This window comes from Pseudomonas paraeruginosa (genome assembly GCF_003025345.2).
GTDB lineage: Bacteria > Pseudomonadota > Gammaproteobacteria > Pseudomonadales > Pseudomonadaceae > Pseudomonas > Pseudomonas paraeruginosa.
The window spans coordinates 4114072-4130718 of the sequence record NZ_CP020560.1; the positions used below are offsets into that span (position 1 = coordinate 4114072).

A 16647-nucleotide genomic window follows, 5' to 3' on the forward strand; every position below is an offset into this window, starting at 1 on the left:
ATGCCCGAGTCCCGATTGCCCCATGGCCAGCCACCCCGATCCGCTGCACGGCGTTACCCTGGAAAGACTGCTCACCGAACTGGTCGCCCATCACGGCTGGGCGGAGCTCGCCAGGCGCGTCGATATCCGCTGCTTCAGGAACGACCCGAGCATCAAGTCCAGCCTGGCCTTCCTGCGCAAGACGCCCTGGGCCCGGGAAAAGGTCGAGGCGCTGTACGTCCGGCTCAAGCGCAGCCAGGGCTGATCATTTCGGCAGCAGCCCCAGGCGCAGCAGTTGCCCGTCCTTCTGGTCGGTGAGCAGGTAGAGATAGCCGTCCGGTCCCTGCCGCACATCGCGGATGCGCACCCCTAGATCGCCCAGCAGGCGTTCCTCGTGAACGATCCGCTCACCGTCGAGTTGCAGGCGGATCAGTTCCTGCGTCGCCAGCGCGCCGATGAACAGGTTGTGCTGCCAGGCTGGGAAGCGTGTCGCGTCGTAGAACGCCATGCCGCTGATCGCCGGCGATTTCTCCCAGACGTGATGCGGCGCCTCGCTGCCCTCGACGGTCTTGCCCCTGGCCTCGGGGATCGGCAGCAGGGTGTAGTTGATGCCGTGGGTCGCCAGCGGCCAGCCGTAGTTCCCCGCGGCCCGGGGAATGTTGATCTCGTCGCCGCCACGCGGCCCGTGCTCGTGGGTCCAGAGCTGGCCGGTCCAGGGATTCAGCGCGGCGCCCTGCTGGTTGCGGTGGCCATAGCTCCAGATTTCCGGGCGCGCGTCGGCGCGACCAACGAAGGGATTGTCCTTGGGAATGCCGCCATCCGGATACAACCGGACGATCTTGCCCTGCAGCTTGTCGAGGTCCTGAGAAGTGCTGCGCTGGTTGTTCTCGCCCAGCGCGATGAACAGGTGGCCATGGCCGTCGAAGACCAGCCGCGAGCCGAAGTGATGGCCGCTGGACAGCTTGGGCAGTTGCCGGAAGATCACCTGGAAGTTCTCCAGCCGGCGCTTGTCCGCCGACAGCCGCCCGCGTCCGGCGGTGGTCCCGGCGCGGCCATCGGCGCCAGCCTCGGCGTAGGTCAGGTAGACCAGCCGGTCCTCGGCGAAACCTGGCGACAGGGCCACGTCGAGCAGGCCGCCCTGGCCGCTGGCGAAGACCCTCGGCACGCCTTCCAGAGGCGCCGACAGCTCGCCCGCCGGGCTGACGAGACGCAGGCGACCGGGACGCTCGGTGACCAGCATGCCGCCGTTGCCAGGGAGAAAGGCCACGGCCCAGGGATAGGCCAGCCCGCCGACCACCGGGGTGACTTCGACGCTGCCCAGTTCGCTGGCGTGGCGGCCGGCGTCCACCGCCTGTGCCGGGAGAGCGAGCAGCGCAACGGCGCTCAGCAGGATAGCGCGCATAGACAGGCCCGGCATGGGTTCTCTCCTTCCAAGCGGAAAAACACCACTCTAGTCGCTGATCCATCGCGTTTGCGCGCTTGCACACGGGCTGTAACAAAACCCGCCGCAGCTCTCAGAGCAGCGCGACCATTTCCTTGAGGGTCACCGCCCAGGTGCCCTTGGCGTTGATGTAGCGATAACCGAAGCGCGAGCCATGCGCCTCGCTGCTGATCACCGCGTTCCAGGCCTGGCCGCGCGGCAGGTCGTGGGCCGGGTCGAGGAGCAGGAAGGCGCGCTCGCTCATGCCGATGGCCAGGCCCCAGTGGCGGATGTCGCTGCCCTTGCGTCCGTGGAAGCCCAGCACCACCGGATAACCGCCCTGCAGGTATTCCCTGGTGCGCCGGACCAGCAGGCGCCCCTCGCCCTTCAGGGCGAAGTGCTCGGTATCGTTGATCTGCGCCAGCAGCTCCAGCAGGTCGACGCCGGTGGTGCCCACCCGCAGCAGGGGACCGTGCTGGCCGAGCGCTTTCATCAGGCGCCCATAGCGGCTGCGGCTATCGACCCGCTCCAGGCCCTTGGCCTGGCGCCGGCGCAACTGGCCGCGGACCAGCATCGCCATGACCAGGCAGTAGGGTCCGCAGGCGCCGTCCATGTCGCCCTGGCGCAGGTGCACCTTGTCGCCATGGACGTTGCACAGGCTGCCGCTGCCGTCCTCGTCCAGGTCCCACTCCAGGCCATCGATCAGGCGTGAATGCATAGGTTTCTCCCGACAGGTTCCTTCTGTTGGGACCGACCGCCGGACGAATCATTCCTCGGCGCCAGCCGCGCCAACGGGTACACTGGCGGCCCGCCACGCCAGTGCTCCCCGCCATGACCGAACCGATCCGCCTGTCCAGACGCCTCGTCGAACTCATCGCCTGCTCGCGCCGCGAGGCCGAGCTGTACATCGAGGGAGGCTGGGTCAGCGTCGACGGCACGGTGGTCGAGGAGCCACAGTTCAAGGTGCTCGACCAGCGCGTGGAGCTGCTTCCCGGGGCCCGTCCCGAGCCGCTCGCGCCGGTCACCCTGCTGCTGCACAAGCCGGCCGGTTGCCGGGAGGACGAAGCCGCCCGGCTGCTGGTCGCGGCGCACCGCTGGGAGGCCGACGCCAGCGTCCTGCGGCCGCTGAAGAAGCATTTCGCCCGGCAACGCGCGACGATCCCGCTGGATACCGAGGCGTCCGGCCTGTTGGTGTTCAGCCAGCAACATGGCGTGCTGCGCAAACTGGTCGAGGACGGCGCGCGGATCGAACAGGAATATCTCGTGGAAGTCGCCGGAGAACTGCCTCCCGGCGGTCTCGAACGGCTACGCCATGGTCTTGCCTACCGCGGCCGGGCACTGCCGCCATGCAAGGTCAGCTGGCAGAACGAAAACCACCTGCGCTTCGCCCTCAAAGGTGCCCAGCCCGGCCAGTTGCGCTTCATGTGCGAAAGCGAGGGACTGGAGGTACGCGGCATCCGCCGCCTGCGCATCGGCGCACTGTCGCTGGCCAGGCTGCCACCCGGAGAATGGCGCTACCTCGGCGTCCACGAGCGCTTCTGACGCCTCAGTCCGCGCCACGCAGCGCCCGTCCCGGGGACTGCCCGCAAACCCGCCGGTACATGGCGATGAATGCGCTGTCGCTGGCATAGCCCAGGGCGTGGGCGACCTCGGTCACCGAACGCCCTTCGGCCAGTCGCCGGCGCGCTTCGAACAGGCGCGCCTGGGTCCGCCAGCGGGCGAAGCTGAGGCCGGTCTCGTCACCGAACAGGCGCGCCAGGGTCCGCCCGCTGGCCCCCACCTCGTGTCCCCAGGCGTCGATGCCACGGCCCTCGGCCGGTTGCGCCAGCAGCGCCTCGGCCACCCGCAGCGCCCGCGGGTCGCGCGGCAACGGCAGGCTCGCGGCCTGTTCCGGCGCCGCCGCCAGCTCCTCGAACAGGGCGCGCAGCAGCGTCCGGTGCCGACCTTCCAGCTCGAGATCGGCGGCCCAGCCGGTCATGCGCAGGATCAACTCGCGCAACAGCGGATTGACCTCCACCACCCGCGCCACCTGCGCCAGGTCGCTGAACGCCTCCGGCGCGAAATACAGGCTGCGGTAGGCGAAACGCCCATGCAGGACCGTGCGGTGCGGCACTCCGGCGGGCAGCCAGGCGGCCTGGAGCGGAGTCAGCTGGCAGATGCGCTCGGCGAAGTACAGCGTGACGCTGCCGGCGGCCATGTACAGCAACTGCGCGCGCCGATGGCAATGCCAGTCACTGCGGTGGCCGCTGCTGTCGACCTCTAGGCCGACCACCGGACAACGGGCGAGGTCGGGATCATCGACCTGTTCGTAGGGGTAACGCGGCATCTTGTCCTCTTCGCGATGTTTCCTGTCCTGACCGCTGCATTCTGCCAGCGACATGCCGCCTAGGCTTGGCTCTTTTTTCCGGAGAGCCCATGTCCGAGCGTACCTGTCCTCCCCTGCCGCTGGTGATCGTCCTGCTCGCCCTGCCGCAGGCCGCCGAAACCATTCTCTCGCCCGCCCTGCCGGCGCTCGCGCGCCACTGGCAGCTGGACGGCGCCACCAGCCAATGGACCATGGCGCTGTTCTTCGTCGGCTTCGCCCCGGGCATCTGGCTCTGGGGCTGGCTGGCCGACCATCTCGGCCGCCGCCCGGCGTTGCTCGGCGGGCTCGGCCTGGCCACGCTGGCGACCCTCGGCGCCTGGGCCAGCGCAGACTACGCCAGCCTGCTCGCCTGTCGCGCGCTGCAGGGGCTGGGCCTGGCGACCTGCTCGGTGACGGTGCAGACCAGCCTGCGCGACGTGCTGCACGGGCCGGCGCTGATGAGCTATTTCGTCACCCTGGGCGCGGTGCTGGCCTGGTCGCCGGCCGTCGGTCCCGTCAGCGGCCAGTGGCTGGCCGACCTGGGCGGCCACCCGGCGGTGTTCGCCGCCCTTGCCGCGCTACTCGCCACGCTACTGGCGCTGGTCGCCCTGCGCTGGCCGGAAACCCATGCGCCGGCGGCAGCGGGTCCGGGAACCCTGGCGGTGTGCCGGCGGGCGCTCGCCGACCGCCTGTTGCAGAAGCGCGCGCTGCTGGTGGCGGTGCTGAACGTGCTGGTGTTTTCCTTCTACGCCGCGGGCCCGTTCATGGTCGGCAACCTGCCCTGGCTGGGCTTCGGTTGGGTCGGCCTGGCCATCGCCCTGGCCGGGAGCCTCGGCGCGCTGCTCAACCGACGCCTGCCGCCAGGCTGGCCCAGCGGCCGTCGGGTACGCCTGGGCCTGGCGCTGGCGGCCGGCGGGGCGGCGGCGCAGACGTTGCTGGCGCTCGCGGGATACGCCCACGGACTGGCCTGGGCCGCGCCGGCCCTGCCGATCTTCATCGGCTTCGGCCTGGCGATCCCCAATCTGCTGGGGCCGGCGCTGCACGCCTATGCCGATTGCCGGGGCCGCGCCGGCGCCCTGTTCGGCCTCGCCTATTACCTGCTGATCGGCCTGGGCCTGGCCTGCTCCACCCTGCTGCCGTTCGACCACGCCGGGCCCCTGGCCACATACTGGAGCGTCCTCGGGCTGGTCGCGCTGATCCTGGCCTCCGGCCTGCCGGACTGAAGTGGCCAGGTACGCCCATGCAAAACGGACGACCGGCCTGGAGACAGGGATGAGGAACCCTCCATGCCGCTGCCATGCCCTGATGGCACAACGCCCATGCAGGACCGCCGCACGTGGCCAGAACGAGGCTCGAATCGATCCAGCACGCGATCGAGGTGAATTCGTCCCTGGCCATTCCCATCGCCCGGGAAAACCTGGCACGACCGACCTGCCTCGCACTGCTGACGGCGCCGGTCAACCTGGTGCATATCCTGGTGTCCTCCCTCAGGGGCTTCCGCGCCGACCCCGACCACCAGCCCTGGCGCCAGGAGATCATCCCTGGCCTGGCCATGCTCGCCTTCGAAGTGGCGACGGACCACGCCCAGGCCGACCTGCAACGGCGCGGCGAGCCTCGGCAGCGGTGCCCAGGCCAGACTCTACAGCACCGCCGACCAGGCCTTGTACCGGGCCGAGAGCAGCGGTCGCAACCGGGTTGAAGTGGCGCGCCTGGCCAATCGCGCGGAAAGCCTGCGGTAACAAATAATCGTTCGTGCCTGACGAGCGGTCGGGCCCCGGGCCGAACCTTGGTTAAGATGGTTCGTGGCGCTCTAGCACGCCGCTCTTCCCGCCCATCCAACCTGCCGACCTCGCCTGGCCCAGCGCCATGGCCTGGCCGTTGGCATGGCGCGGGAAGAACGGCGCAGCGCCGTTGTCCGCATCACCAGGGGAGAACCATGCTCAAGCACCTGCTCGTGCTCACCTGTGCCCTGCTCGCCAGCACCTCGGCCCTGGCCCAGGTAATGGCCCGCGACCTGGGCGACTTCGAACTGAAACTGGCGACCAGCCCGACCCGCAGCATGGCCCAGGGCCTGGTCACTCCGGGCAGCTCCGGCAGCTTCCACGGCGGCCTCGACCTCAGCCACGAAAGCGGCTGGTACATCGGCAACTGGACCTCCAACCTCGATCCCGGCAAGCCCACCGAGATCGACTCCTACGCCGGCTTCAAGCGTCCGCTGAACAATCGCCTGGGCTACGAGATGGGGCTGATCCGCTATAGTCGTCCGGAGCAGCCGGCCAACGACGCCGCCGAACTCTACGGCGGCCTGTCGGTGTTCGGCAGCCGCCTCGGCGCGGCCTTCAGCAGCGACCCGGGACGCAACGACACCACCCTGTTCGCCGACCTCGGGGTCAATCCGCCGTTCGGTTTCGACGTCACCCTGAAATACGGCAACCATCGCCTGGACAATCCGGCGAGCCTCGGTGGCGGGGGCTATGTGAGCGTGTTCAACGACTGGTCGGTGAACCTGTCGCGGCCCTGGCTGGGCATCGACCTGAACCTGTCCTACAGCGGCACCAGCCTGACCGGCAGCGATTGCAGCGCCTACTCGGGACACAACAGCTACTGCGACACCACCTTCATGCTCAAGGCATCGCGTCCGTTCTTCTGAGCCGTCAGTCGTCCTGGCGGCGGGTACGCTGGGCGAGTTCGTCGAGCTGTTTCTGCTCGCGCTTGTCCTCGGCCTGGCGCGCCTCTTCCAGGTAGCGCTCGACCAGCTTGCGCAGGCCTTCCAGGCGGGCGTACTTCTCCTGCCAGTTGAGCCGTGCCTTGTCCACCGCTTCGCGATGCCAGTTCACGCTGTTGGCCTGCTGGACGACGGCCGTTTCCAGCTGTGAAAGAAAGCGCTGGTAGTTGATCAGCCACTGGCCGCTGACGCCCTTCTGGCCCTGGCTGATCCATTGCTGCTGGTAGTCGTTGCGGTAGCGTTCCAGCTCCGCCAGCTTCTGCTGTGCCGCAAGCAACTGCTGCTGGCAGTTGCCCAACTGGGTCGCGGCGTCGCGCTCGGCCTTGCTGGCCATGTCCACCACCGGCGCCAGCCGCGCCGCGCGCTTCTCCATGCCTCAGCGCGCCTCAGGCCTGGCCGCCGGCGAGCAGGCTCGCCAGGCGCGCACGACTGTCCGCCAGGCTTTCGCTTTCGTCCAGGGCCTGGCGCAGGAACTGGCGCATCGCCGGGAAGCGCGCGATGGCCAGGTCGGTCTCGGCGTCGCCGCCGGCGACGTAGGCGCCGACGCTGATCAGGTCACGGCTCTGCTGGTAACGCGACCACAGCTGCTTGAAACGCTGCGCGTCGCGCAGGTGCCCGGGCTCGACCACCTGCGGCATCACCCGGCTGATCGAGGCCTCGATGTCGATGGCCGGGTAGTGGCCTTCCTCGGCCAGCCGCCGGGACAGCACGAAGTGGCCGTCGAGCACGCCGCGGGCGGCGTCGGCGATCGGGTCCTGCTGGTCGTCGCCCTCGGAAAGCACGGTGTAGAACGCGGTGATCGAGCCGCCCCCGGCTTCGGCGTTGCCGGCGCGTTCCACCAGTTTCGGCAGCTTGGCGAACACCGACGGCGGATAGCCCTTGGTCGCCGGCGGCTCGCCGATCGCCAGGGCGATCTCGCGCTGGGCCTGGGCGTAGCGGGTCAGCGAATCCATCAGCAGCAGGACGTTCTTGCCCTTGTCGCGGAAATACTCGGCGATCCGCGTGCAGTACTGCGCCGCGCGCAGGCGCATCAGCGGCGCATCGTCGGCCGGCGAGGCGACCACCACGGAACGCTTGAGGCCCTCCTCGCCGAGAATCTCGTCGATGAACTCCTTCACCTCGCGGCCGCGCTCGCCGATCAGCCCGACGACGATGATGTCGGCCCTGGTGAAGCGGGTCATCATCCCCAGCAGCACCGACTTGCCCACGCCGGTGCCGGCGAACAGGCCGAGGCGCTGGCCGCGGCCGACCGTGAGCAGGCCGTTGATCGAGCGGATGCCGACGTCCAGCGGTTCGCTGATCGGATGGCGCTTGAGCGGGTTGATCGTCGGGCCGTCCATCGGCACCCAGTCTTCGGCGCGCATCCCGCCCTTGCCGTCGAGGGCGCGGCCGGCGCCGTCGAGCACCCTGCCGAGCATCGACATGCCCATCGGCAGGCGCCCGGTATCCGGCAGCGGCACGACCCGCGCACCAGGAGCGATGCCGGCGAGGCTGCCGACCGGCATCAGGTACACCTTGCTACCGGAAAAACCCATCACTTCGGCCTCCACCTGCACCGGGTGGTAGCCGCTTTCATTGATCACGTTGCAACGGCTGCCCACCGCGGCCTGCAGGCCCTCGGCCTCGAGGGTCAGGCCGACCATGCGCAGCAGGCGGCCCTCGACCACCGGCTGGGCCGGCAGCGAGACCGCATTGGTGTAGCCTTCCAGACGCCGGGCGAAGCTGGTGCGCTCAAGACGCATCGACGTCTCCGGGAGCGTCGAGATCAATGCGGATATCGCTGGCCAGCGGATGGGTGGCCTGTTCGCGCTGCTGCTCGAACAGTTGCTTCACCGCCTGTGCCAGGCGCGTCTCGATGCTCGCGTCGATACGGCTGTGCTCGGTCTCGATGCGGCAGCCGCCCGGCAGCAGCGCATCGTCCTCGAGGATCCGCCAGCTTTCCTCGTGGCGCTCGCGCAACGCCTTGACTCGCTCGAAGTCCTGCGGATTGACATGGATGCGGATATTCTCTGCGCCCATCGGCAGCAGCTTCAGCGCTTCGCGCAGGACCTGGCGGATCTGGCTGGAGTCCATGTGCAGCTCGCGCTGGATCACCTGGCGGGCGACATGGTTGACCAGGCTGACGAGCCCCTGCTCGATCAGCGTGTCCTGCTCGGCGATCGGTTCCAGAAGCTGGCCCATCAGGCGCTCGAGGCTCTCCAGGCGCTCCTTCAGCGCTTCCTCGGCCTCCTGCCGGGCCTTCAGCTGGCCGGCATGGAAGCCGTCGCGCTCGCCGGTGGCGAATCCTTCGTTGTAGGCGTCCTGGCGGATCGCCTCGATCTCTTCCAGCGTCGGCGGCTTGACGGTTTCCAGCTCGACCTCCTCGACCGCCGCTGGCGCCGGTTCGGCTTCCACCGCCGGCGTCTCCGGCGGCGCGACGGCAGGTTCCTCGCGCGGCTCGTCGAAACTGGGCAGCGACCAGAGATCGAAGGCGGCCACGGCCTTGCCGCGGATCAGTTCGCTGGAATCGTCCTTGTCCTTGTCATGGGGCGCCACCTCAGATCATCTCCTCGCCACCCTTGCCGCCGAGGACGATATCGCCAGCCTCGGCCATGCGCCGGGCGATGGTGAGAATTTCCTTCTGCGCACCTTCCACCTCGCTGACCCGTACCGGCCCCTTGGCCTCCAGGTCGTCGCGCAGCAGTTCGGCGGCGCGCTTGGACATGTTCTTGAAGACCTTCTCGCGGATCGCCTCGTCGGAGCCCTTGAGCGCCAGCACCAGGACATCCGAGGAGACTTCCCGGAGCAATGCCTGGATGCCGCGGTCGTCGACGTCGGCGAGGTTGTCGAAGACGAACATGAGGTCCTCGATCTGCCCGGACAGGTCTTCGTCGACCTCGCGGATCGAGTCCATCAGCTGGCCCTCGATCGAACTGTCGAGGTAGTTCATGATGTCCGCCGCGCGCTTGACCCCGCCCATGGTGGTGCGGGTGGAGTTGGAATTGCCGGCGAACTGCTTCTCCAGGATCAGGTTGAGTTCCTTCAGCGCCGACGGCTGCACGGTGTTCAGCGAGGACACGCGCAGGACGATGTCCAGGCGCACCTTGTGGTCGAAATGGCTGAGCACCTCCGCGGCCTGGTCGGGATCGAGGTAGGCGACCACGATGGCCTGGATCTGCGGGTGCTCGTAGCGGATCACATCGGCCACGGCGCGCGGTTCCATCCATTTCAGGCTGTCCAGGCCGCTGGTGCTGCCGCCGAGCAGGATACGGTCGATCAGGTTGTTCGCCTTGTCCTCGCCAAGGGCCTGGGTGAGCATCTTGCGGATATAGCCGTCGGCGCCGACGCCGAGGCTGGTCTGGTCGCCCACCACTTCGACGAACTCGCCCATCACCTGCTCGACCTGCTCGCGATGCACGTTGCGCATCGAGGCCATGGCCACGCCGACCCGCTGCACCTCTTTCGGCCCCATGTGCCGCAGGACCTGCGCCGCGTCGGTCTCGCCGAGCGAGAGAAGCAGAATGGCGGCCTTGTCGACCTTGGTCAGTTTGGCGGCGAGACGGTTCTCACTCATGGCGCTCACTCATCGGCGTTGATCCACTCTTTCACGACCTGGGCGACGCGGCCCGGGTCCTGTGCGACCAGGTTCTTGATCGCGTTCAGTTGCGCATCATACCCCTCCGTGGGGCTCGGCAGGAGGATGCTCGACGGCCCGCCGATGCTGACCCGATCGTCGGCCAGCGAGCCCTCCAGGCCGCTGTCGCCCAGCGCCAGGTCGCCGTCGCGGCCGCCGTCGGCCAACGCCTTGCCCTTGCCGCCGCCGCTGATGTTGCTCAGCACCGGACGCAGCACGCCGAACACCAGGACGAGGATGAACAGCACGCCGAGCACCTGCTTGACGATGTCCCAGAACCACGGCTGCGAATAGAACGGAATGCTGTCGATCTCCTCGGCCTGGGCCGGGGCGAACGGCGCGTTGATCACGCTGACGCTGTCGCCGCGACTGGCGTCGTAGCCGACCGAGTCCTGCACCAGGCGGGTGAAGCGCGCCAGTTCGTCGGCGCTCCAGGGCTGGTGGCTGACCTCGCCGGTCTTCGCATCGACCTTCATCTGGTCGTCCAGCACCACCGCCACCGACAACCGGCGCAGGCGCCCCTGCTGCTGCTTGGTGTAGCTGATCGAGCGATCCAGTTCGTAGTTGCGGGTGGTCTGGTCGCGCTTGTCGGTCGGGTACGGCGCCAGTTCCGGCTTGCCGGTCTTCGGGTCGATGATGGTCTGGCCGTTGGCGTCCTTCAGCGGCTGGCCCGGCGCGACGTAGTCGGCCGGCGCGCCAGCGGTAGCCTGCTGCGGCGCGGTGGCCGGCCCCGGCGGCTGGTTCGACAACGCCCCCGGCACGCCCTGCGGGCCGGAGGAGTTCTGCCGCTCCTCGTTGTTGCGCTGTTCGCTGCGCAGGGCCGGCTGGTCCGGGTTGTACATCTCCGAGGTCGACTCGACCGCGCTGAAGTCCACGTCGGCGGACACCTCGGCCTTGTAGCGGCCGTTGCCCAGCACCGGTTGCAGGATGTTGTGCACGCGCTGGGTGAGCAGGCCTTCCATGCGCCGGGTGAAGTCGAACTGCTTGCCGGCCATGGTCAGCTCGGACAGCTCCTGCTGGTCGGAGAGCAGGTTGCCCTTCTGGTCCACCACGGTGACCTGCGACTTGTCCAGTTCCGGCACACTGGTGGCGACCAGGTTGACGATCGCCATCACCTGGCTCGGCTCCAGGCTGCGCCCAGGATACAGCTCGACCAGCACCGAGGCGCTGGGCTTGCGGTCATCGCGGACGAATACCGAGCTCTTCGGGATCGCCAGGTGCACACGGGCCGCCTTGACGTTGTTCAGGCTCGACACGGTGCGCGCCAGTTCGCCTTCCAGGCCGCGCCGGTAGTTGGTCGCCTCCATGAACTGGCTGGTGCCCAGCGCCTGTTCCTTGTCGAGGATCTCGAAACCGATGTTGTTGTCGGTCGGCGCCACGCCGGCGGAAGCCACCTTCATCCGCGCGCGGCCAAGATCGTCGGCCTTGACCAGCAGCGCGCCGGAGTTGGGCTCGACCTTGTAGGGAATGTCCGCCGCGGTCAGCGCTTCCACCACGCGGTTCGCGTCGACCCCGTTGAGGCTGCCATAGAGCGGCTTGTAGTCCGGCTGCTGGGACCAGAGCACCACGGCGAAGCCGATCGCCACGCTGGCGGCGAGACCGACCAGCAGGCCGATCTGGCGCAGCATGGTCATCTCGGAAAGGTTGTCGAGGAACGACAGTCCCGGGAAGGACTTCTTCAGCATCCCGGCACCGCCGCTCTTGGCGGGAACCTGGCTGTCGATCAGTGCATCGGCCATGACCTAGTTATCCTCGCGCCGCTCAGACCGGCATCTGCATGATGTCTTGGTAGGCCTGGACCAGCTTGTTGCGCACCTGGGTCATGGCCTGGAACGACACGCTGGCCTTCTGGCTGGCGATCATCACGTCGGTCAGGTCGACGCCGCTCTGGCCCACCTCGAAGGCGTTGGCCATGGCGGTGGAGGCCTGCTGGGTCTCGTTCACCTTGCCCACGGCCTGGGAGAGCATCTCCGAGAAGCTCGGCGCCCCCGCTTCGGCCGGCGCCTGAACCGGTTTGGCCTTGGCCATGGCTTCCATTTGCATGGAGCGCATTTCCAGCATCAGACGATTGAACTCGACACCCTGACTCATGACTCTTCCTCCAACAGCCGCGGCTTTTTTGACGCCGCCCGGCACTTTGCAGAGGAGTTAGCAACAAGGGTGCCAAGTCGACCCAAGGCCCGACGCCAACGTGCGCCGCCAATGCTGGCGATCGCTGGCGGGTCCGTCCCTTCTCCGGTTATCGGCAGGCGCGCACGCTCGAACAGCCCCGGGCGACGACCGGAGGAAAATGCAAAAGGCCCGCGCGAGGCGGGCCTGGGGGACACGGCGAGCGCTCAGATGGCGTAGAGATAGGCCTCGACGTCCATCCCCGCGTCGCGCATCTGCGCGAGCTTGTAGCGTAGGGTTCGCGGGCTGATGCCGAGGCGCTCGGCGGCCTCCTTGCGACGGCCGCGCTCGCTGCGCAGGGTGTCGATGATCACCTGGAACTCGCGACGTCGCAGGTCCTCTCCCAGGGCGCCGTCCTGCGGCAGGCTCGGCGCCGGAATCTCGACGCTCGCCGCTGCCGGCGGCATCGCCGGCAGCGGCGCGGGCGCCGGGGCGGCGAGCGGCATGCCGATCGGCGCGGCGAGGCACAGGTCGGCCGGCTGGATCTGCCCGCCCTGCTGCAGGATCAAGGCGCGCTGGATGGCGTTGTCGAGTTCGCGCACGTTGCCCGGCCAGGCGTGCCGGACCAGGCACCGGGCGGCCTCGGCGCTGAGCGCAACCGCCCCCAGGTTCATCTTGCGGCTGTGCTTGAGCAGCAGGCGCTCGGCCAGCGGCAGGATGTCCGCCGGTCGTTCGCGCAGCGGTTGCCAGGCCAGCGGGAAGACCGACAGGCGATAGTAGAGATCCTCGCGGAAACGCCCCGCCGTCACTTCCGCCGCGAGGTCGCGGTTGGTGGTGGCGAGCACGCGGATATCCAGGCTGATCGGCTTGCGCGCGCCGACCCGCTCCACCTCGCGCTCCTGCAGCACACGCAGGAGCTTGGCCTGCAGGCCGAGGGGCATCTCGGAGATCTCGTCGAGGAGGATGGTGCCGCCATCGGCCAGTTCGAACTTGCCCGGCTGAGCGGCGATGGCGCCGGTGAAGGAGCCCTTCTCGTGGCCGAACAGCGTGGCCTCGAGCATGTTGTCCGGGATCGCCGCGCAGTTGATCGCGATGAACGGCTTGCCGGCGCGCGGCGATTGCTGGTGGATGTAGTTGGCGAGGACTTCCTTGCCGGTGCCGGACTCGCCGGAAATCAGCACCGTGGAATCGCTGCGCGCGACCCGCGCGGCCAGTTCCAGCAGTTGCCGGCTGGCCGGCTCCAGCGCCACCGGTCCGTCCTGTTCGCTGCCCGGCAACTGGCCCAGGGCGTGACGCGCCACCAGGTCGAGCAGCGCGCGCGCCTCGAACGGCTTCACCAGGTAGTCGGCGGCGCCCTGGCGCATCGCCTCGACCGCGCGATCCACCGCGCCGTAGGCGGTCATCAGCAGCACCGGCAGGTGCGGATGGCGCGCGCGGATCAAGCCGAGCAACTGATGGCCATCCATGCCCGGCATGTTCACATCGCTGATCACCAGGCTGAAGGCTTCGCGGGCCAGCACCGGCAGCGCGGCCTCCGCCGACTCCACGGCGACGAACTCATGACCGCCCAGCAGCAGGGTGTCGCTGAGGGCTTCGCGAAGTGCGCGGTCGTCTTCGACCAGCAGGACCTTGGCAGCCATGGGGTTACTCCTGAATCACGGAAAGAGGTGCCGCCGGGATCAGCGGCAGGATCAAGGTGGCGCAAGTGCCGCGCCCGGGCCGCGAGCGCAATTGCAGCTGCCCCTGGTGGGCGCGCGCCACGGCCTTGACCACCGCCAGGCCGAGGCCGGTGCCGGTGGCCCTGGTGGTGAAGAAGGGTTCGCCCAGGCGCGCCAGGGTCGTCGCGTCCATGCCCGGGCCGTTGTCGCTGACGCTCAGGCGCAGGCTGTCGCCGCGGACATACAGGTGCACCTTCAGGCGCAGGTCCGCGCCGCCGGCCTGGATCGCGTTCTCGACCAGGTTGAGCACGCTGCCCACCAGGGTGTCGCGACTGCACAGCAACTCGCCAGCGCGCGCCTCGCACTGCCAGCGCACCTGGAGACCCTGGACATGGGCGTCGGCCGCCGCGCGCAGGCTGTCGAACAGCGCCTTGGGCGTCACCCGGTCGCTCAGCGGCAGCTCGCCACGGGCGAATACCAGCATGTCGCGCACCTGGTGTTCCAGTTCGTGCAGGCGCTCCTTCAAGCGTCCGGCGAAGCGTTGCTGCTGGTCGGTCGGCAACGCCTGCTCGCTGAGATGCCCGGCATACAGCAGCGCCGCCGATAGCGGGGTGCGGATCTGGTGGGCCAGCGAGGCGACCATCCGCCCCAGCGCCGACAGGCGTTCGTGGCGCGCCAGCTGCTCCTGGAGGCGTCGGGTGTCGGTGAGATCGTTGAGCAGGACCAACTGCCCCGGCTCGCCGTTCAACGAGCGGGTGGCGATGGACAGGCGACGTCCGTCGCGCAGGGAAATCTCGTGGCCATCGTCCTCGCGCGGGGCGAAGCAGCGGGCGATCACCTCGCGCCAGAGCAGGCCCACCAGCGGCTCGCCAAGCAACCCGAGCGCCGCCGGGTTGGCTTCGCGGACCACGCCGTGGGCGTCGATCACGATGACCCCGCCGGGAAGCAGGTCGAGCAGGCTCTGCAGGCGGTTGGCCAGGCGCTCCTTCTCCGCCAGCTCTTCCATGCGCTGCGCGCTGACCAGCGCCAGTTGCCCCTTCAGCTCGCTGACACGCTCTTCCAGCAGGCTGTAGGACTCGCTGAGCTGGCTGGACATCTGGTTGAACAGCGCGAAAGCCTGCTCGAGGCCGGCGCGGCTGGTGGCCTCCGCCGTATCGGCGGGCTGCCCGGAAAGGAGATTGGCGGCTGGTTGCATTGCGATTCTCTCGGTCGGCGCGACGTCATGGTTCTGTCGGTCGACCGAGCTGTAGCAATACCCGTGCCTAAATATATTTCAAATGGAAATCAATGGGTTACTAAAACACCCGTCAATCATCCGACAGGTCGTCGTCGCGCCGGCTCATGCCGTACTTGCGCATCTTCTCCACCAGCGTGGTGCGCCGGATGCGCAGCCGCTCGGCCGCTCGCGCGACCACCCCGCCGGCATCGTCCAGCGCCTGCTGGATCAAGCCCTGCTCGAGGTTGGCGAGGTAGTCCTTGAGATCCAGGCCCTCGGCCGGCAGCATCGCCGGCGCGTCCATTCCCGGCAGCCCGGCGTTGATCGCCGCGCGCTCTTCCAGCTCTTCGCGCAGGCTGCTGGCGAGTTGTTCGTCCTCGTCGTCGACATGGCGGAATTTCTTCGGCAGTTCGCCGACCCCGATCACCCCGTAGGGATGCATGATCGCCAGGCGCTCCACCAGGTTGGCCAGCTCGCGAACGTTGCCCGGCCAATCATGGCGGCAGAGCGACATGATCGCCGCCGAGTTGAAGCGGATCGAACCGCGCTTCTCGTGCTCCATCCGCGAGATCAGTTCGTTGAGCAGCAGGGCGATGTCCTCCACCCGCTCGCGCAGCGGCGCCATCTCGATGGGAAACACGTTCAGGCGGTAGTAGAGGTCCTCGCGGAAGGTGCCATCCTCGATCATTTTCTCGAGGTTCTTGTGGGTCGCGGCGATGATCCGCACGTCGACGTTCTGCGTCTTGTTGCTACCGACCCGCTCGAAGGTGCGTTCCTGCAGCACGCGCAGCAGCTTGACCTGCATCGGCAACGGCATGTCGCCGATCTCGTCGAGGAACAGGGTGCCGCCATTGGCCAGTTCGAAGCGCCCGGCACGGCTGGTGATGGCGCCGGTAAAGGCACCCTTCTCATGGCCGAACAGCTCGCTTTCCAGCAGCTCCGCCGGAATCGCCCCGCAGTTGACCGGCACGAACGGTCCTTCGCGGCGCTTGGAGTGGTAGTGCAGGTTGCGCGCCACCACTTCCTTGCCGGTACCCGACTCACCGAGGATCAGCACGCTGGCATCGGTATCGGCGACCTGCTGCATCATCTGCCGCACCTGCTGGATCGCCCGGCTGGTGCCGACCAGACTGCGGAACAGGTTGGGCTCGCGGGAGCGGCCGCGCTCGCGGGCCTGGTCGTACATTTCGCGGTAGACCTGGGCACGATGCAGCGAGTCGAGCAGTTTGTTGTAGCTGGGCGGCATCTCCAGGCTGGCCAGCACCCGGCGCCGCAGCTCTTCCGGCCAGTCGGCCGGCGCCGGTTCGCCGATCAGCAGGATCGGCAGATACTCGTCCCAACTCGCCAGTTGCTTGAGCAACTCGACCGCCCCACCCTTCGACTCAACGCTGCCGAGCAGCACGCACAGGGCCTCGCGACTGTTGCTCAGACTTGCGGCGACCTCGCGCCAATCCTCGCTGTTGCAGGTCAGCTGGTCTTCGCCGAGGAAGTTGAGAATGACCGCCAGGTCGCGACTGCGATCGAGATTATCGTCAATCAGCAAGAGTTTGGTTTCGCGCCACATTTTGATCAGCTGCCTTGCA

General features: G+C 68.2%; 16 protein-coding genes and 1 pseudogene. 5 read left to right on the forward strand and 12 right to left on the reverse strand.

From position 1 onward, the window contains the following. Nucleotides 1-22: 22 nt before the first annotated feature. A complete protein-coding gene (locus B7D75_RS19465; RefSeq protein WP_003157644.1) occupies nt 23-244 on the forward strand; it encodes a VF530 family protein in 222 nt (73 codons plus the stop codon). Here the strand turns inward: B7D75_RS19465 and B7D75_RS19470 are convergent, their stop codons facing one another. Both B7D75_RS19470 and hcuA read right to left on the reverse strand, forming a co-directional pair. After that, entirely contained in the window at nt 245-1396 is a 1152-nt protein-coding gene (locus B7D75_RS19470; RefSeq protein WP_043099203.1) for a PQQ-dependent sugar dehydrogenase, read from the reverse strand. It lies immediately after the preceding gene. A gap of 97 nt (nt 1397-1493) precedes the next feature. Next, a complete protein-coding gene (gene hcuA / locus B7D75_RS19475) occupies nt 1494-2117 on the reverse strand; it encodes a hydrophobic compound transporter HcuA (RefSeq protein WP_033998743.1) in 624 nt (207 codons plus the stop codon). A gap of 113 nt (nt 2118-2230) precedes the next feature. On the opposite strand from hcuA, the gene B7D75_RS19480 reads away from it, so the two are divergent. Continuing rightward, entirely contained in the window at nt 2231-2941 is a 711-nt protein-coding gene (locus B7D75_RS19480; RefSeq protein ID WP_034079503.1) for an rRNA pseudouridine synthase, read from the forward strand. A 4-nt stretch (nt 2942-2945) separates the two neighbouring features. Here B7D75_RS19480 and B7D75_RS19485 read toward each other — a convergent pair whose 3' ends face one another. Beyond that, nucleotides 2946-3725 (reverse strand): AraC family transcriptional regulator, encoded by a 780-nt coding sequence (locus B7D75_RS19485; protein ID WP_034079590.1) that lies wholly within the window; start codon nt 3723-3725, stop codon nt 2946-2948. A gap of 89 nt (nt 3726-3814) precedes the next feature. Here B7D75_RS19485 and B7D75_RS19490 point away from each other — a divergent pair, with 89 nt between their 5' ends. From B7D75_RS19490 to B7D75_RS19500, 3 genes and pseudogenes are all read left to right on the forward strand, one after another. Then, a complete protein-coding gene (locus tag B7D75_RS19490; RefSeq protein ID WP_043099207.1) occupies nt 3815-4966 on the forward strand; it encodes an MFS transporter in 1152 nt (383 codons plus the stop codon). A gap of 113 nt (nt 4967-5079) precedes the next feature. Continuing rightward, nucleotides 5080-5283 (forward strand): annotated as a pseudogene (locus tag B7D75_RS19495) (GGDEF domain-containing protein); the annotation flags it as partial. 396 nt (nt 5284-5679) lie between these two features. Beyond that, nucleotides 5680-6393: a TorF family putative porin gene (locus tag B7D75_RS19500; RefSeq protein WP_003158010.1), complete on the forward strand. Its 714-nt coding sequence runs from the start codon at nt 5680-5682 to the stop codon at nt 6391-6393. A 4-nt stretch (nt 6394-6397) separates the two neighbouring features. Here B7D75_RS19500 and fliJ read toward each other — a convergent pair whose 3' ends face one another. The 9 genes from fliJ to fleQ form a co-directional block, all read right to left on the reverse strand. Then, entirely contained in the window at nt 6398-6841 is a 444-nt protein-coding gene (gene fliJ, locus B7D75_RS19505) for a flagellar export protein FliJ (RefSeq protein WP_003158011.1), read from the reverse strand. A gap of 13 nt (nt 6842-6854) precedes the next feature. After that, nucleotides 6855-8210: a flagellar protein export ATPase FliI gene (fliI, locus tag B7D75_RS19510; protein ID WP_012076709.1), complete on the reverse strand. Its 1356-nt coding sequence runs from the start codon at nt 8208-8210 to the stop codon at nt 6855-6857. Then, complete coding sequence (fliH, locus tag B7D75_RS19515; protein ID WP_003158012.1) at nt 8200-9003, reverse strand: flagellar assembly protein FliH; 804 nt, start codon at nt 9001-9003, stop codon at nt 8200-8202. Before fliH ends, fliI begins: the two co-directional genes overlap by 11 nt. A 1-nt stretch (nt 9004) precedes the next feature. Further along, entirely contained in the window at nt 9005-10021 is a 1017-nt protein-coding gene (gene fliG / locus B7D75_RS19520; RefSeq protein ID WP_012076710.1) for a flagellar motor switch protein FliG, read from the reverse strand. Nucleotides 10022-10026: 5 nt separating this feature from the next. Next, nucleotides 10027-11820, reverse strand: a complete 1794-nt coding sequence (gene fliF, locus B7D75_RS19525) for a flagellar basal-body MS-ring/collar protein FliF (protein WP_012076711.1) — start codon at nt 11818-11820, stop codon at nt 10027-10029. A 22-nt stretch (nt 11821-11842) separates the two neighbouring features. After that, nucleotides 11843-12172, reverse strand: coding sequence for a flagellar hook-basal body complex protein FliE (fliE, locus tag B7D75_RS19530; RefSeq protein ID WP_003158014.1), 330 nt, complete (start codon nt 12170-12172; stop codon nt 11843-11845). Between the two features lie 245 nt (nt 12173-12417). After that, nucleotides 12418-13830 (reverse strand): sigma-54-dependent response regulator transcription factor FleR, encoded by a 1413-nt coding sequence (fleR, locus tag B7D75_RS19535; RefSeq protein ID WP_034079496.1) that lies wholly within the window; start codon nt 13828-13830, stop codon nt 12418-12420. 4 nt (nt 13831-13834) lie between these two features. After that, nucleotides 13835-15043 carry a sensor histidine kinase gene (locus B7D75_RS19540; protein ID WP_003152330.1) on the reverse strand — a complete coding sequence of 403 codons (1209 nt, stop codon included), beginning with the start codon at nt 15041-15043 and terminating at the stop codon, nt 13835-13837. 112 nt (nt 15044-15155) lie between these two features. Then, nucleotides 15156-16628 carry a transcriptional regulator FleQ gene (gene fleQ, locus B7D75_RS19545; protein WP_003152329.1) on the reverse strand — a complete coding sequence of 491 codons (1473 nt, stop codon included), beginning with the start codon at nt 16626-16628 and terminating at the stop codon, nt 15156-15158. Nucleotides 16629-16647 lie beyond the last annotated feature (19 nt).

Excerpts from the sequence above, each read along its gene's own strand:
- fleR (WP_034079496.1), bottom strand. The coding sequence starts at position 13,830 with ATGGCTGCCAAGGTCCTGCTGGTCGAAGACGACCGCGCACTTCGCGAA.
- B7D75_RS19540 (WP_003152330.1), bottom strand. The coding sequence starts at position 15,043 with ATGCAACCAGCCGCCAATCTCCTTTCCGGGCAGCCCGCCGATACGGCG.
- B7D75_RS19465 (WP_003157644.1), top strand. The coding sequence starts at position 23 with ATGGCCAGCCACCCCGATCCGCTGCACGGCGTTACCCTGGAAAGACTG.
- fliE (WP_003158014.1), bottom strand. The coding sequence starts at position 12,172 with ATGAGTCAGGGTGTCGAGTTCAATCGTCTGATGCTGGAAATGCGCTCC.
- fleQ (WP_003152329.1), bottom strand. The coding sequence starts at position 16,628 with ATGTGGCGCGAAACCAAACTCTTGCTGATTGACGATAATCTCGATCGC.
- fliF (WP_012076711.1), bottom strand. The coding sequence starts at position 11,820 with ATGGCCGATGCACTGATCGACAGCCAGGTTCCCGCCAAGAGCGGCGGT.
- B7D75_RS19480 (WP_034079503.1), top strand. The coding sequence starts at position 2,231 with ATGACCGAACCGATCCGCCTGTCCAGACGCCTCGTCGAACTCATCGCC.
- fliI (WP_012076709.1), bottom strand. The coding sequence starts at position 8,210 with ATGCGTCTTGAGCGCACCAGCTTCGCCCGGCGTCTGGAAGGCTACACC.
- fliG (WP_012076710.1), bottom strand. The coding sequence starts at position 10,021 with ATGAGTGAGAACCGTCTCGCCGCCAAACTGACCAAGGTCGACAAGGCC.
- hcuA (WP_033998743.1), bottom strand. The coding sequence starts at position 2,117 with ATGCATTCACGCCTGATCGATGGCCTGGAGTGGGACCTGGACGAGGAC.
- B7D75_RS19490 (WP_043099207.1), top strand. The coding sequence starts at position 3,815 with ATGTCCGAGCGTACCTGTCCTCCCCTGCCGCTGGTGATCGTCCTGCTC.
- fliJ (WP_003158011.1), bottom strand. The coding sequence starts at position 6,841 with ATGGAGAAGCGCGCGGCGCGGCTGGCGCCGGTGGTGGACATGGCCAGC.
- B7D75_RS19470 (WP_043099203.1), bottom strand. The coding sequence starts at position 1,396 with ATGCCGGGCCTGTCTATGCGCGCTATCCTGCTGAGCGCCGTTGCGCTG.
- B7D75_RS19500 (WP_003158010.1), top strand. The coding sequence starts at position 5,680 with ATGCTCAAGCACCTGCTCGTGCTCACCTGTGCCCTGCTCGCCAGCACC.
- B7D75_RS19485 (WP_034079590.1), bottom strand. The coding sequence starts at position 3,725 with ATGCCGCGTTACCCCTACGAACAGGTCGATGATCCCGACCTCGCCCGT.